This is a genomic window from Nonomuraea harbinensis (assembly GCF_019396385.1).
In the GTDB taxonomy this organism is placed as follows: Bacteria; Actinomycetota; Actinomycetes; order Streptosporangiales; family Streptosporangiaceae; genus Nonomuraea; species Nonomuraea ferruginea.
On the sequence record NZ_JAHKRN010000026.1, the window covers coordinates 1 to 14,715 of the forward strand.

The 14,715-nt window shown below is 71.6% G+C and carries 15 protein-coding genes and 1 riboswitch; of the genes, 6 read left to right on the forward strand and 9 right to left on the reverse strand.

The genetic code is table 11. The features are described from left to right. Positions 1-57 precede the first annotated feature (57 nt). Positions 58-837, reverse strand: coding sequence for a sigma 54 modulation/S30EA ribosomal C-terminal domain-containing protein (locus tag KME79_RS25195; protein ID WP_148031473.1), 780 nt, complete (start codon positions 835-837; stop codon positions 58-60). A gap of 227 nt (positions 838-1,064) precedes the next feature. On the opposite strand from KME79_RS25195, the gene KME79_RS25200 reads away from it, so the two are divergent. From KME79_RS25200 to KME79_RS25210, 3 genes are read left to right on the forward strand one after another with little or no spacing between them, the layout of a single operon-like run. Beyond that, positions 1,065-2,207 (forward strand): ABC transporter permease, encoded by a 1,143-nt coding sequence (locus KME79_RS25200; protein WP_219546603.1) that lies wholly within the window; start codon positions 1,065-1,067, stop codon positions 2,205-2,207. Then, positions 2,204-2,929, forward strand: coding sequence for an ABC transporter ATP-binding protein (locus KME79_RS25205; RefSeq protein WP_246640423.1), 726 nt, complete (start codon positions 2,204-2,206; stop codon positions 2,927-2,929). Before KME79_RS25200 ends, KME79_RS25205 begins: the two co-directional genes overlap by 4 nt. A 24-nt stretch (positions 2,930-2,953) precedes the next feature. Further along, entirely contained in the window at positions 2,954-3,559 is a 606-nt protein-coding gene (locus tag KME79_RS25210) for a TetR/AcrR family transcriptional regulator (protein ID WP_219546604.1), read from the forward strand. Between the two features lie 39 nt (positions 3,560-3,598). Here the strand turns inward: KME79_RS25210 and KME79_RS25215 are convergent, their stop codons facing one another. From KME79_RS25215 to KME79_RS25240, 5 genes are all read right to left on the reverse strand, one after another. After that, positions 3,599-4,369 (reverse strand): ABC transporter ATP-binding protein, encoded by a 771-nt coding sequence (locus KME79_RS25215; protein ID WP_148031476.1) that lies wholly within the window; start codon positions 4,367-4,369, stop codon positions 3,599-3,601. Next, a complete protein-coding gene (locus KME79_RS25220) occupies positions 4,366-5,166 on the reverse strand; it encodes an ABC transporter permease (protein WP_148031477.1) in 801 nt (266 codons plus the stop codon). Before KME79_RS25220 ends, KME79_RS25215 begins: the two co-directional genes overlap by 4 nt. A gap of 90 nt (positions 5,167-5,256) precedes the next feature. After that, positions 5,257-6,624, reverse strand: coding sequence for an ROK family transcriptional regulator (locus KME79_RS45250; protein ID WP_246640424.1), 1,368 nt, complete (start codon positions 6,622-6,624; stop codon positions 5,257-5,259). Between the two features lie 48 nt (positions 6,625-6,672). Further along, positions 6,673-7,677 carry an aliphatic sulfonate ABC transporter substrate-binding protein gene (locus KME79_RS25235; protein WP_148031478.1) on the reverse strand — a complete coding sequence of 335 codons (1,005 nt, stop codon included), beginning with the start codon at positions 7,675-7,677 and terminating at the stop codon, positions 6,673-6,675. A 43-nt stretch (positions 7,678-7,720) separates the two neighbouring features. After that, on the reverse strand, positions 7,721-9,208 hold the full coding sequence (locus tag KME79_RS25240; RefSeq protein WP_261808527.1) for a sulfatase family protein: 1,488 nt from the start codon (positions 9,206-9,208) through the stop codon (positions 7,721-7,723). 168 nt (positions 9,209-9,376) lie between these two features. Here KME79_RS25240 and KME79_RS25245 point away from each other — a divergent pair, with 168 nt between their 5' ends. Further along, positions 9,377-11,743 (forward strand): family 20 glycosylhydrolase, encoded by a 2,367-nt coding sequence (locus tag KME79_RS25245; protein WP_219546605.1) that lies wholly within the window; start codon positions 9,377-9,379, stop codon positions 11,741-11,743. Here KME79_RS25245 and KME79_RS25250 read toward each other — a convergent pair. Continuing rightward, positions 11,733-12,233: a class I SAM-dependent methyltransferase gene (locus KME79_RS25250; protein WP_219546606.1), complete on the reverse strand. Its 501-nt coding sequence runs from the start codon at positions 12,231-12,233 to the stop codon at positions 11,733-11,735. The genes KME79_RS25245 and KME79_RS25250 overlap by 11 nt on opposite strands. A gap of 115 nt (positions 12,234-12,348) precedes the next feature. Between KME79_RS25250 and KME79_RS45255 the strand changes: the two genes are divergently transcribed. Further along, positions 12,349-12,729: a cupin domain-containing protein gene (locus tag KME79_RS45255; protein ID WP_271279984.1), complete on the forward strand. Its 381-nt coding sequence runs from the start codon at positions 12,349-12,351 to the stop codon at positions 12,727-12,729. Here the strand turns inward: KME79_RS45255 and KME79_RS46495 are convergent. Beyond that, the gene (locus KME79_RS46495; RefSeq protein ID WP_148031482.1) at positions 12,726-13,103 is read right to left on the reverse strand and encodes a MerR family transcriptional regulator; all 378 of its coding nucleotides are present in this window, start codon (positions 13,101-13,103) and stop codon (positions 12,726-12,728) included. The two genes, KME79_RS45255 and KME79_RS46495, sit on opposite strands and share 4 nt — an antisense overlap. Before the next feature lie 71 nt (positions 13,104-13,174). On the opposite strand from KME79_RS46495, the gene KME79_RS25265 reads away from it, so the two are divergent. Further along, entirely contained in the window at positions 13,175-13,552 is a 378-nt protein-coding gene (locus KME79_RS25265; RefSeq protein ID WP_219546608.1) for a hypothetical protein, read from the forward strand. 43 nt (positions 13,553-13,595) lie between these two features. Here the strand turns inward: KME79_RS25265 and KME79_RS25270 are convergent, their stop codons facing one another. Then, positions 13,596-14,366 carry a glycoside hydrolase family 25 protein gene (locus KME79_RS25270; protein WP_219546609.1) on the reverse strand — a complete coding sequence of 257 codons (771 nt, stop codon included), beginning with the start codon at positions 14,364-14,366 and terminating at the stop codon, positions 13,596-13,598. A gap of 11 nt (positions 14,367-14,377) precedes the next feature. Beyond that, a riboswitch (cyclic di-AMP (ydaO/yuaA leader) is annotated at positions 14,378-14,511 on the reverse strand. Positions 14,512-14,715: the final 204 nt, after the last annotated feature.

Consider the following 14,715-nt stretch of genomic DNA (forward strand, 5'->3'; position numbering starts at 1 on the left):
CCCCTCTCCCGATCTCTCAGGGGGCTGAGGTCCCGGCGCCGGTCGGTGGGCGGCCGGTCAGTCGATGGTGATCAGCCCGTAGCCGCCGTCGTAACGGTGGTAGATCAGCCGGCCGCGGCCGGTGTCGGCGTCGGCGTAGAACTCGAACGCCCGCCCGCTGACCTCCAGCCGGTCCACCGCCTCGGCGGTGGTCAGCCGGGGCGCCGGGCCCGGATCGATCGCGAGCGGCACCGCCACCTCGCCGAGGGCTTCCGGCCGCGGCTCCACCTGGGCCATCCGGTAGCCCTCCTCGGCCCGGTACAGGACGCTGTCCTGACCGCTGCCGGCCTCGGTGAACAGGTAGAAGCCGAAGTCGAGCTGCTCCATGTCGAAGGCGGCCTCGTCCGGGGTGGCCCGGTAGGCGGCCAGCGTCTTGCGGCGGACGATCTCCCGCTCGGCGTCCGCCGGGCGCGGCAGGACCGGCAGCGAGGACTCCCGCCGCTCCGGCGAGTAGCGTCCGCGCGTCTCCTCCCAGTGCCTGGCGGTGCGCCGCAACCGGGTACGCGCCCGGTCCTCCAGCAGGTCGAGTGCTTGGTACATGGACGGGCCGGCGGCCTGGGCGCGGATCAGGCGCCCGTTGACGTCGAGGTTGGCCTGCGCGGTGTACGGCCGCTTCGCGTCGGGAGCGTCCGGGGCGGTCAGCTTGACCCGCGCGAACAGCACGGGCTCGCCGGCCAGCCGGGTGAGCGCGGCGACGGCCTCCCTGGCGTGCTCGACGGCTCCCTGGCGGACCGGGCCACGTGTCTCGACCCGAACGTCGGCGGGGTCGATGGCGACCGGCGCGTTCCGGCGTCTCATGTCGTGCCTCCTTCTGCCGTTCCTTGCGAGCTCAGCCAACCGCGGAACGCCAGGACGCCGGTAGAGGAGAAAGACCATCGGAAAGTGACCTTCAGCCCTACGCGTCTCATCGGTTGCGACCTCGCCGGTTGCGTCTTTCCGACGCAGTGTTGGTATCTTGCCAACGGCGCGTCGGGAAGTCGGGGCGCTCGTCCGTCCCGTGAAATCCCTTCCTGTGAAGGAGTGCCATGTTCCTGGCCTGGCGCGAGCTGGTCTTCGCCCGCGCACGTTTCGGCCTGATGGGCGGAGTCGTCGCCCTCATAGCGATCCTCGTCGTCCTGCTGTCCGGTCTCTCCTCCGGGCTCGTCAACGACGGTGTCTCCGGGCTCCAGCGGTTGCCCGTCACCGCGTTCGCCTTCGCCGAGGGGACCAAGACCGACTCCGCCTTCTCCCGCAGCACCGTCAACGTGAACCAGGCCAGGACGTGGAAGGGCCGCGACGACGTCGGCGACGCCGTCCCGTTCGGCAACATGCTGGTCAACGCCAAGGTCACGACCGCCGCGGGCGCCCAGACGCCGATCGACCTGGCTCTGTTCGGCGTCGACCCCGGCTCGTTCCTCGCACCCGCCGTGTCCGACGGCGCCGGACTCGGCGACCCCGACGGGATCGTGGTCAGCCAGACCGTCCTGGACGACGGCGTGGCCATCGGCGACACCGTCGTCATCGACCGCCTGGGCACCCGGCTCAAGGTCATCGGCACCACCGGCGACCAGCGCACCTTCGGCCATGTCGACGTGGCGTACCTGCCGTTGCGCACCTGGCAGCAGGTGCACGCGGGCGCCGGGCCGGGTGACGAGGCGCGCGAGGGGGCGTACGAGGAGGCCACGGCCATCGCCCTGCGCGCCCGGGACGGGAACGAGATCGACCTGTCCGGCGGCGACGCCGCGGCGGGCACCACGAGCATGACGCTGGAGGACTCCTTCGGCGCCTCCCCCGGCTACACCGCCGAGATCTCCACGCTCACGCTCATCCAGGTCTTCCTGTACGCCATCTCCGCGCTCGTCGTCGGGACGTTCTTCACCGTGTGGACGATCCAGCGCAAACACGAACTCGCCGTCGTACGGGCCATGGGCGCCTCGACCGGCTACCTCATGCGCGACACGATGATCCAGGCGACCGTCATCCTGACCGTGTCCACCGCCGTGGGCTTCCTGATGGGAGTGGGCGGCGGCGCGCTGCTCACCACCACCCCCATGCCGTTCGCCCTGGAGGCGGGCCCGCTCGTCGTCGCAGCCCTGCTGCTCGTCGGCCTCGGCCTCGCCGGCGCCGCGGCGGCCGTGGGCCGCATCGTCCGAGTCGACCCGCTCGCAGCCCTGGGAGGGCAGAGATGACCACCAGCCACACGTCCCCGCGCCCGGACTCCCGCCGGACCGGCGCCGAGGAACGCGGCGGCCTGCGGGTGGAGGGCGTCACCCTGGCCCTCGGCGACGGCGACGCCACCGTCACCGCGCTCGACGACGTCCACCTCCACGTGGCGTCCGGCGAGTTCGTCGCCGTCGTCGGGCCCTCCGGTTCCGGCAAGTCGAGCCTGCTCGCGGTCGCCGGCGCGCTCACCACGCCCGACACCGGCCGGGTCCTGCTCGACGGCGTCGACATCTCCCGGGCGAGCTCCCGGGAGAAGGCGCGCCACCGCCGCGAACGGATCGGGTTCGTCTTCCAGTCCGGCAACCTCATCCCGGCCCTCACCGCGCTGGACCAGCTCCGCTTCGCGCTCGACGTGGCGGGCAGGCGCGCGGGTGACGGTCACGACCCGCGAGAGCTGCTCGACCGGGTCGGCATGGGTCACCGCGCGGGACACCGGCCCCATCAACTGTCCGGCGGCGAGCGGCAGCGCGTGGGCATCGCCCGCGCACTCGTCACCCGCCCGGCGGTGTTGCTGGTGGACGAGCCGACCGCCGCGCTCGACCGCGCCCGCAGCGACGACATCGTCACGTTGCTCGCGCACGAGACGCACGAATCCGCCGTCGCGACGATCATGGTCACCCACGATCACGACGTGCTCGGCCACTGCGACCGCGTCCTGTCGATGGTCGATGGGAGACTGTCGGAGTAGGCCGACCATGGTGGAGGAGGGCACGTGCCGCGCATCCGGGCGTCGACCGTCGCCGAGCATCGGGCCGCCCAGCATCGGGCGCTGCTCGACGCGGCCAGGGAGATCCTCGCGGAGACCGGCCGGCCTCCCACGCTGAGCCGGGTCGCGGCGCGCGCCGGGCTGGCCCGGCCCAGCCTCTACCAGTACTTCCGGTCATCGGAGGACCTGCTCAACGCGGTGGTGGAGGACGTCTTCCCCCGCTGGTCGGCCCGGGTCGCCGCCGCGATGGACGCCGCCGCGACCCCGGCCGACCGCGTGCTCGCGTACGTGCTGACCAACTTCGAGCTCATCACCGAGGGCGAGCACGCGCTGGCCACCGTCCTCGCGGAGGTCGCGCCGGGCGACACGGTCGCCGAGCAGAGCCGCAGCATGCACCAGCAGCTCCTGGAGCCGCTCGTAGAGACGCTGCACAGCCTCGGCGTCCCCGCGGTGCCCGAGACGGCGGAGATGATCAACGCCATCGTGTTCGCCGGGTCCCGGCTGATCGAGTCCGGCACCGACCTGGGGACCGTCTGGGAGTCGGCCAGGGCCCTGCTGGAGCCGTTCCTGCGCGCGACCGGCACGGGCGCGGCCCCTCCCGAGGCGACGTGACCGCCGGCCGGCCGGGGGCGCCCGCCCCCCGCGTACGGGTCAGGCCGCGGGGGCCTGGTGGTAGACCGAGTGCCACACCTCGTTGCGGATGCGGGAGAACTCCGGTGACAGCCGCACCTCCTCGGTGCGCGGGTACGGCAGGTCCACGTCGATGATCCGGTGGATGCGGCCCGGCCGCGCCGCCATGACGACGACCCGGTTGGCCAGATAGACGGCCTCGTCCACGTCGTGCGTGATGAACATGACCGTGCGCCGCTCCCGGCTCCACGTGTCCAGCAGCTGATCCTGCAACTGCACGCGGGTGAGCGCGTCCAGCGCGCCGAACGGCTCGTCCATGAGCAGCACCTGCGGCCCGACCGCGTAGGCGCGGGCGATCGCGCAGCGCTGCTTCATCCCACCCGACAGCGTCTTGGGCAGCGCGTCGGCGAAGTCCGTCAGCCCCACCAGATCGATCGCGTGCTGGGCGCGGCGGTGCCGCTCCTCGGCGGAGATCGGCTGGAGCCTGAGCCCGAACTCGACGTTCTTGCGCACGGTCAGCCACGGGAACAGCGCGTACTGCTGGAAGATCACCCCGCGGTCCGGCCCCGGTCCGGTGACCGGCGCGCCATCCAGCAGGATCCGGCCCGTCCCGGGTTCGACCAGCCCGGCCGCCATGCCCATCAGCGTGCTCTTGCCGCACCCCGACGGGCCCACGACGGTGACGAACTCACGGTCGGCGATGTCCAGGTCCACCCGGTCGAGGGCGAGGAACCGGCCGCCCTTGAGCTCGAACGTCTTCGACACGCCCTGGAAAGAGATCTTGGTGTTCATCGGCGTTCCTGCCATCCGGTGAATCGGCGCTCGGCCAGCAGCAGCAGCCGGTCCATGATCAGGCCGAGCACGCCGATGCTGATCAGACCCACGAAGATCGTGGGCAGGTCGTAGTAGAGCTGCGCCTGCTGCATCCGGTAGCCCAGCCCTTCCTGGGCGGCGATCAGCTCGGCCGCCACCAGCGTCCCCCAGGCCGCGCCTAGCCCGATCCGCATGCCCACGATGATGAACGGCGTCGAGGCCGGCACCACGACCTTCAGGAAGATGGTCCGGTCCGAGGCGCCCAGCACCCGGGCGGCGTTGATGAGCGTCTTGTCGACGTCGAGCACGCCCTGGAACGTCGAGACCACGCTCGACAGGAACGCCGCCAGGAAGATGACGAACACCTTCGGCGTCTCGCCGATGCCCATCAGCAGGATGGCCAGCGGGATGATCGCCAGGGGCGGGATCGTACGGAAGAACTGCACGTACGGCTCGATCAGGGCACGCGCGGTGGCGTACCAGCCCATCAGGAAGCCGACCGGGATGGCGAGCAGGGTGCCCAGCGCGAAGCCGGTGAACACGCGGCGCAGGCTGGCCAGCATGTCGTTGGTCAGGGTGCCGTCGGCGACCAGCTCGACGCCGCGCGCGGCCACCTCGACGGGGCCGGTCAGGCCCGTGATGCCGGACATCGACAGCGCCGTCCACGCGCCCAGGCCCGCCAGGACGGCGACCACGTTCAGGACGAGGGTGCGGCCCGGCCGCCGGAGCCGGCGGCCGGGGGAGGGCGGAGGGTCGGTCACGCTCACGGCGGTCATGTTCTGGGACTCTTCATGGCTCAGTGGAGATCCTCTTCGGTGGCGCAATAGCCCACAGGGTCATGAAATATTGGGCTTTTTTCGGACAAATCACGGTAGTGCGGGACGGAGGTGGGCGGGGATCGACGGCTCCTCGTGCAGCAGGAGCGCGATCGCGCCCATCGCCGAGGCGTTCACGCCGAGGTCGGCCTGGGTGACCTCGATCTGGCGGGGCGACCGGGGCAGCGCCTGACGGGAGATCGCGTCGCGGATGGGGTCGAGGACCAGGCTGCCCAGCGCGGCCAGCTCGCCGCCCACCACGACCAGCGCGGGGTCGAGCTGGGTGACCGTGCCCGCCAGCACCCGGCCCAGGTCGGCCGCCGCCGAGGCGACCACCTCGCACACCGCGGGCACCCGGTCCTGCGCGGCGGTGACCAGCTCGTCCAGGCCCGCCAGCGGCACCCCGCGCGCGGCGCAGGCGTCCAGCAGGCGCTGACCGCCGATGCGGCCCTCCAGGCACCCCCGGCCGCCGCAGTGGCAGGGCGGGCCCCCGGGGTCGAGCGAGACGTGGCCCACCTCGCCGCCCGCGCCGTGCGCGCCGCGCAGCAGCCTGCCGCCGGCCAGGAACCCGCCGCCCACGCCGACGGACCAGCGCACGTACACCATGTCCCGGACCGGCCTGGCCACCCCCCAGGTGGCCTCGGCCAGCGCCGCCAGCCTGGCGTTGTTGTCCACCGCCACCCGCACGCCGAACTCCTCGGCGACCCGCAGGGCGAGCGGCAGGTAGCGCGCGGGCACCCCTTCCGGCAGCCCTGCACGCTCGCCGGAACCAGCGCGAGATCCCAAGGGTCCGGCCACGCCCGCCGGTCCGGCATTGCCGGACCGCGCGTGGGGTCCCGGAGGTCCGGCCGCGTCCGCGGATTCCGAGGGGCTGGACGGTGCGTGCGTGGGTTCCGAGAGGGCGGGTGTGGTCGGTGCCGGGGTGGGGGCGGGGAGGTGGTCGTCGAGCACCCCGACGAGGCCGAGGCCGACCGCCTCCAGCGCGCCGAGGCTGATCCCGCGCTCCGCGGCGACCTCGCGGACGAGCCGCACCGCCGCCTCCGCCTGCTCCGCCGGACCGGCGTCCTCGCGCAGGGCGGCCGAGGCGGTGGCGACGACCTGGTGGGCGGCGTTGGCCACGGCCAGCCGTACCCGGCCCCGCCCCAGGTCGAGGCCCAGGAGCAGGCCGGCGGCCGGGTTGAGCGAGACCAGCGCGGCGGGCCTGCCCCGGCCGCGCGGCTCGGCAGGCACCGCCTCGGTCTCGATCACCGCATCCCTTTCCATCAGGTCGGAGATGATGGCGAACAAGGTCGTACGCGACAGTCCGGTGCGCTCGGTGAGCTGGGCGCGGCTCAGCGCGCCCGCCGAGCGCAGCGCGGACAGCACGGCGTCCTCGTGCACCCGCCGCAGCCGCTGCAGCGCGTCAGTGGGGGTCGACATGGCACCATGATGGTGGGCGACGGATTTCTGTCATCTTCTCGCGAAAAATCAGCCCGCGGCCGCCGACGCGTACAGGTCGGCGGTGAAGTACGTGGCGGGGTCGGGTGACTCGGTCAGCTTGCCCATGGTGACGAAGATGTCGGCCAGGCCCTTGTACCATCCGGCCACCGAGCCGTCCTCGGCCATCTTCCGCAGCTCCGCCGTCGGCACGATCTTCGTCACCGCCGAGGCGCCCTTGAACTGCTCCCCGGGCGCCTTCAGGAACGTGGCCGTCAGCGTCTCGGCCTCGGCCGTGTTGGCCGCCACCCAGTCGTTGCCCTCCTGCAGCACCTTGAGCACCTTGGTGACGGTCGCGGCGTCCTCGGCGACCAGCTCGTTGCGGGCCACGAAGGAGCTGGGGAAGCTGAGCGCGGGATAGTAGTCCTCGCTCTTGGTCAGCTCCACCAGGTCGGGCACGTTCTTCTTGATGGTGTCGATCAGCGGGTACCAGATGGCCGCCGCGTCGATCTGCTTGCCGCTGAAGGCGGTCACGACCGTGCTGGGGTCCATGTTGACCTTCTCGACGTCCTTGCCCGTCAGCCCGGCCTCCTTCAGCGCCAGTTCGAGGATCATGTCGCCGGAGGTGCCCTCGGGCACGCCGATCTTCTTGCCCTTGAGGCCGGCGATCGAGGAGATGCCGGAGCCCGGGTGGACGATCACGCGGTCGGCCATGCCCAGCATGTTCGGGGCGATGATCTTGGCCTTGCCGCTGGCGGGCAGCCAGGTGGCGCCGGAGCCGATGTAGCCGAAGTCGATGTCGCCCGAGCCGAGCGCCTGGATCTGCAGCGGGCCGTTGGTGAACACCTTCAGCTCAGGCTCCAGCCCGTGCTTGGCCCACAGGCCCTGCTTGTCGGCGGCGGCGAGCACCGCCGCGCCGGCGAAGTCGGCGATGTAGCCGAAGCGCACCTTCGCGGGCTCGGCGCCGCCCTCCTCGGAGGAGGAGCCGCACGCGGTGACGGGCAGCAGGATGGCCAGGGCCGCGAGGGCGGCGGCCAGTATGCGAGGACGCCTCATCAGGAGGTCCTTTCTGGGTTCACGGGTGGGGTGACGGGCGGCATCAGGCCACCTCGTCAGCGACGCCGTCCACGTCGGGGGCTCGGCCCTCGCCGATGTCGGCCATGTAGCTCATCCAGCTGTACGCGGGATCGCCGCGGCGCAGCAGCTCCTGGTAGAGCCGCGCGGTCATGTCACGCCGGACCGCCGCGTAGGCGGGCACGGCGTAGACGTTGCGCAGCTCGTGCGGGTCGCTGTCCAGGTCGTACAGCTCGTGCACGCCTTCGGGGTTGAACACCAGCTTGTGGCGGTGGTCCCGGATCATGCGCTGGGAGTAGGGGAAGTGGTGGCCGTGGAACTCGGTGACCACCGAGTCGCGGCCCTCGGGCGGCTCGCCGCCGATCAGCGGGAGCAGGCTCGCGCCGTCGCACGGATCCTGCGGCGGCAGCCCGGCGAGGTCGAGGATCGTGGGGTTGAGGTCGATCAGCGTGGCGAAGGCGTCCACGGTCCGCGCCGGGGCGCCCGGCACCCGGACGATGCCCGGGATGCGGTAGATGTCCTCGTACATGGCGGGGCCCTTGTCGTTGAGCCGGTGCGCGCCCGTGAACTCGCCGTGGTCGGCCGTGAAGATCACCGCCGTGTCGTCCCACAGACCCAGCTCGCGCAGGGCGGAGAGCAGGCGCCCCACCTGCGCGTCGATCAGCGACACGTAGCCCCAGTAGGCGGCGATCAGCCCGCGCCAGGCGTCGGCGTCGAAGTGGTCGGCCGACCAGTACTCGGAGTAGCGGCGCTGCACCTCGGGTTTGCCGTCGAAGGTCTCGGCCATGGACTCCGGCAGCGGCACCCGCGCCGGGTCGTACATGTCGTAGAACTCGTCCGGGATCAGGTACGGCAGGTGCGGCCCGTACCAGTGGCAGGACAGCACGAACGGCCTGTCGCCGCGGTGGAAGTCGCCGGCGTAGCGCTCCAGCAGCTCCAGCGTGCGGTCGGCGAGGAAGGTCTCCACCGTGGCCGCCGCGGGCTGCTTGAGGCGGCCGGCGATCAGGTGGCCGCGGCCGGTGCCGTTCTGGGCCGTGCCGAAGACGGGCCGCTCCACCGCGAACGGGGGATGGCCGTGCTCCTTCAGCCAGCTCTGGTAGGAGGGGTGGTGGAACGGGTTCAGCGCGCCCGGCAGGTGCTCGCCGTCCATGCCGTAGAACTCGGGGCCCCGTTCGCGGCCGATGTGCCATTTGCCGACGTGGCCCATGTTGTAGCCGGCGGCCAGCAGGGGCTCGGACATGACCGGCTGGCCGGCGGCGACCTCGTCGCGTCCGCCGCCGTTGCGCTCCGGGTTGACGAGCATGCCGTGCCTGAACGGGTGCAGGCCGGTGAAGAGCGAGGCCCGCGCCGGGGTGCAGATGGCGGTCGGCGTGTAGAACCGGTCGAAGCGCGTGCCCTCCGCCGCCAGGCCGTCCAGCGCGGGCGTGCGGACCTCCGGGTTGCCGTAGCAGCCGAGAGTGTCCACCCGATGCTGGTCGGTCATCAGGAACAGGACGTTGCGTGGACTGGTCACCCGTACTCCGATCGCTCATTTTTTCCTGGGCGTTTACGTTAAAGGTGACCAGCGCTGACCGCAAGAGGGGCGACCTGGGCGTTACCGCTACTTTATTTCCGCTCTCTTGACGTTAATCGGCAAGGGTGATCACACTGTGCGAACCACCGCGCATCGATAAGGAGTCCCATGCGCCGCTCCCTCGTGGCCCTAGCGACCGCCGCGCTCTTAACTCCCGCACTCACCATCCCCGCACCGGCCCAGGCCGCCGCCGGGCCCGTCAACCTCGCGCTCGCCGGCGCCGCCACCGCCTCCAGCGTCGAGCTGGACCGCGCCGACTTCGTGGCCGCGCACGTCAACGACGGCGACACCGCCACCCGCTGGTCATCGAAGTACCAGGACGACAACTGGGTCCAGGTCCAGCTCGCCGCACCCGCCAAGGTCGACCACGTGACACTCCACTGGCCGAACGCCTGCGCGCGCGACTTCGTCCTGCAGACCTCGGCCGACGGTCAGACCTGGACCGACGTCGCCTCGCTGCGGCGCGACACCTGCCCGCGCACCGACGTGATCGACGTGCGCTCCGCCGAGCCGGTCTCGTACGTGCGCGTGCACGGGAAGCAGCGCTGGGCCGCGTACGGTTACTCGATCTCCGAGTTCGAGATCTGGGACGGTCCGCCCGCCGCCCCCGAGCCCACGCTCGGCCTGCTGCCCAAGCCGGTGTCGCTCACCGAGACCGGCGGCGCCCCGTACACGCTGCACCGCAACACCCGCGTCCTGGCCCTCGGCGACGGCGCCCAGGCGCCCGCGAACCACCTGGCCCGCCTGCTGCGCCGGGCCACCGGCCACAACGTGACGGTCGCCGCCGCCGGTCGCGGCCCGGCGCCCATCGTCATCGAGGTCGGCGCCGGCAAGGCGCCCGAGGGCCACGAGGCCGAGGGTTACACGCTGTCGGTGACCGCCGCCGAGGTGCGTATCCGTGCCGCCACCCCGAACGGCGCGCTCCACGGCGTCCAGACGCTCCGCCAGCTCTTCCCGCAGTGGGCCGAGTCGGGCGAGGTCGTCGGCGCCGAATGGACGGTGCCCGCCGTGGAGATCACCGACTACCCGCGCTTCGCGCACCGCGGCATGATGCTCGACGTCGCCCGCAGCTTCTACCCGGTGGACGAGGTCAAGACCTACATCGACGCCGCCGCCCAGTTCAAGGTCAACCGCCTGCACCTGCATCTGACCGACGACCAGGGCTGGCGCATCGCTCTCGACGACCCGGCGAGCAACCCGTCCGGCATCGACTACGGCGCCCTCACCGAGGTCGGCGGCGCCACCGCGATGACCGAGCGGGGCACCGAGCCCGGCATCACCGGCTTCTACACCAAGGCCGACTACGCCGAGATCGTCCGCTACGCCGGCGAGCACGGGATGACCGTCATCCCCGAGGTCGACCTGCCCGGCCACGTCAACTCGGCGCTGCACTCCATCCCGCAGCTCAACACCCCGGGCGCGCGGCCGGCACTCAAGCCGGGCGAGACCACCGTCCCGCACAACGGCACCGGCGCCGTCGGCTACTCCTCCCTGGACGCGCACAGCTCGGTCACGTACGAGTTCGCCGAGCACGTGCTCACCGAGATCGCCGCCATGACCCCGGGCCCCTACCTGCACATCGGCGGCGACGAGGCGTTCTCGACCAGCCACGCGGACTACGTCAAGATGGTCGACGCCTTCACCGGGAACGTGCGCGCCCTCGGCAAGACCGTCGTGGGCTGGAACGAGTACGCCGGCACCGCGCTGCCGCGGGACAACGCGGTGGTGCAGTTCTGGAACGGCAACCGGAACGCCGTGGCCGCCGCCGTGAACGACCGCGGCGCCCAGGTCGTGCTCTCCCCGGCGGCGCACGCGTACGTGCCGCAGAAGCAGGATTCGCGCCAGCCCGAGGGCGGCACCTGGGCGTGCGGCGGGCCGTGCGGCCTGGACCGCCACTACAACTGGGACCCCGGCGCGTACATCCCCGGCATCCAGGAGAGCAGCGTGCTCGGTGTGGAGTCGGCGGTGTGGGGCGAGTTCATCCGCCGCGTCGAGCAGGCGCAGTACTACGCCTACCCGCGTCTGATCGCCACCGCCGAGGTCGGCTGGACACCCCAGGACCAGCGGGACTACGCCGACTTCAAGAACCGCCTGGCGAAGATGGGCGGCAGGCTGACCGTGCAGGGCACGAACTTCTTCCCGACCGCCGACGTGCCCTGGCGGCTGGAGATCCTCGGCGGATCGGTGAGCGCCCGCACCGGCCGGCCCGCCGGCGCCTCCTGGACCCTCACCGCGCCCGGCCACACCGCCGCCGGCCTGGAGGCGGCCGTCACCTGGAGCGACGGCGTCCAGGAGCCCGTGACCCCGGCCACCACCAGGGAGGGAAGCATCCCCGGCATGCGGATCAACGCCGCCTTCACCGTGACCTCGGCCAGGACCTTCAGCCGGCCCGGCACCTACACCGGCACGCTGACGGTCCGCACGCCGGGCGGCGCGCCCGTCACCGGGGACCTGACGGTCACCGTCACGGGGTGAGCCCACCCTTCAGGCACAGCAGGAGACCGCGCGTCAGGGTGGTGGACGTGAAGCCGGACCCGGCGAGCGCGGCCCGGACCTTGACCGCGATCTCCTGCGCCTTGGCGGCGCCCGGCGGCTCGTAGAACAGGTGGAGCGAGCCGCCGGGCGCGAGCGCCCGCTTGACCGCCGCCAGCTCGGCGGTGGGGGAGCGGGTCCAGAAGACGTTCACGTTGACGGCGAACACCTTGTCGTACGGGCCGCCGGGCAGCCCGCCGCCGTCGAGCTCCGCCTGCTCGATCACCGCGGCGCCCGCCTCGACGTGGCGGGCGTTGCGCTCGCGTGCGGCTTTTACCGCCGTCGCCGACCGGTCGATCGCGGTGACGGAGGCGGAGCGCTCGCAGAGCAGTCCGACGGCGACGCCGCGGCCGCAGCCGATCTCCAGAACCCGCTCGCCCGGCCGCGTCTCCAGGGTCTCGACGGCCCACAGCAGCCTCTCCGGCACCTTCATGACGGCGAAACTAGCACCGCGCCCGGTGTCCGCCTGCCGGACATTACGTTTATGTCAGCTTTTGTCCTGGCAAGAGTCATACGCCAGCTTGAACCGCGAGACACAGGAGCCGACCGTGCACCATTTCGCGATCGCCACCGTCGCCGAAGAGAGCACCGACTTCCGCCGGGTCCTGTGGACCGGGGAGAAGGTCCAGGTCGTCACCATGACCATCCCGCCGGGCGGTGAGATCGGCGAGGAGGTGCACGAGGACACCGACCAGATCCTCACCTTCGTCTCCGGGACCGGAGAGGCCCGTGTCGGCGGTGAGGTCCGTCCGGTGAAGGCGGGCGACCTGGTCGCCGTCCCGGCGGGCACCCCGCACAACTTCGTCAACACCGGCGCCGCGCCGCTCGTGCTCCACACGGCGTACGGGCCGCCCGAGCACGCCGACGGCACCGTGCACAAGACCAAGGAAGAGGCCGACCTGGCCGAGTCCGGCGAGGGCTCGCGCTAGAAGGACAGGCCGGTCGGGAAGCGGCAGTCGCCGGAGCGGCAGTCGGCGAGGCTCCGGGCGGCGAGGTCGCGGGCCCGGGCCAGCTCGGCGATCCTCGCGTCGATGCGCTCCACCACCGCTTCCAGCCGCCACCGCTCGCTCGCGCAGGTCGCGCCGCCCGCGTCGTGGGAGCGCAGGGCGCCGGCCACTTCGTCCAGGGTGAAACCCAGCTCCTGCAGGGCCTTGGCGGCGCGGATCCTGGACACCGCCGACGCGTCGAACACCCGGTAGCCCGACGGTCTGCGCCCCGCCGCCGGCAGCACGCCGCGGCGCTCGTAGAAGCGGACCGTGTCCACGCTGACCCCGGCCTCGCGGGCCACCTCGCCGATCTTCACACCGCTCTCCTCTTGACTCTGGACCTAGGTCCAGACTCTACGCTCCGGAAGTGACGGAAGGAGAGCACATCATGGACACCCCACCGATCGTCTGCGACATGACCACCGCCCGCGACACTCCCGAGGAACGGCTGGCCGAGTACCGGCGGCTGTTCGGCGAGGCGCTCACCGGGCGCGAGCGGACCGCCGGGGGCATCCGGTTCCGGTTCCGCGCCGGTGACGGGGTCGAGGAGTGGGTACGGGATCTCGCCGCGCGGGAGAAGGCGTGCTGCGCGTTCTTCGCCTTCGAGGTCACGGCGCCGGGTGACGAGGTGATCTGGGACGCCGCCGCACCCGATGAAGCGGGGCCGATCCTGGAGGAGTTCTACCTGCTGCCGGAGACGGCGGTGGGTCCGGCCGAGCTGCTGCGGCGCATGGAGGAGCGTGGGCTCAGGATCCACCAGGGCTGAGACGACTGTGACGCCTCCCTCGCGGGAGGCGTCACAGTGCGGGTCAGGCCGGACGGCCCAGGCTGCGGAGCTGGTCGGGGGTCAGGGCTGAGACGTTGTGGTCGATGGGCTTGTCGGAGTACTGGTGGATGGTCCACGACTTCCAGTCCGCCGGCGGGGTGATCTCGCCCTTGGGCTTGCTGTAGTGGGCCACCCAGAGCGGGTACTCCGACAGTCCCGCGCCGTAGGTGTCGGCGAAGTGCCAGCCGCTGTAGAACAGCGGCGTGATGCCGGTCTTGGCCTTGACGTGCGACAGCCAGGCCTTGGCCCAGGCGTTCACCTCGGAGACGGACCTGCCGTTGGTCGTCTCCAGGTCCAGCACCAGCAGGTCGCCGGGCTTGGCGGGCTGGGAGTTCACCACCGAGAGGAAGTGCTCGGCCTCGGCGATCGGGTTGTTGCGCGGGTGCGCGTAGTGGTACGCGCCGCGCACGATGCCCTTCCTGTCCAGCTCCTGCCAGTGCCGGGCGAAGGTCTTGTCGGTGAAGCCGGTGCCCTCGGTGGCCTTGATGATGCCGAACTCGGCCGGGCTGGCCTCCCAGTCGTGGTCGGGCTGGTAGTTCGACACGTCCTGGCCGTACGTGAGCTGGGCCGCCTGCTGCTGGGCGATGGCCGGGTTCGGCTCGACGGGGGCGGCGGCGCCGCCGGTGGCGGCGATGGCGGTGCCGGTCACGCTGGCGACGGCGGTGGTCCCCGCCAGCAGCGCGCCGGCGAAGGCGTACTTGAGACGGTTGCTGGGACGGTACTTCAGCGCAGCGGCAAGCTGAGGCTTGGGCATGAGGAAATGACTCCTTGCTTCCATGCCGCCTACCGGGTTAGCTGACGGGTTCGGAGTTGGAAGTCCCCTACGGACGCGGGCGTCCGATTCACCCCAGGAAGTGGGTCCCCGGCTCCGCGAGACGCGGATTCGGCGGCCGTGCGCTGCCCTGGCGTGAGGGGGACACCGTCAGGACAGCGCACGGTCCGGTCAATCGATGCGGCAACAGAGTTGAGGTATCACCGCGAATACGCAAAAGGTATATATGCAGACAAAAATATTGCAAGTATGACATATCCGGTTTGGAGGTTCGGACCCGGGGTAACACCCCCGAAACCCCTTGTACGTAAGGGAATCCGGCCTCCGGGTA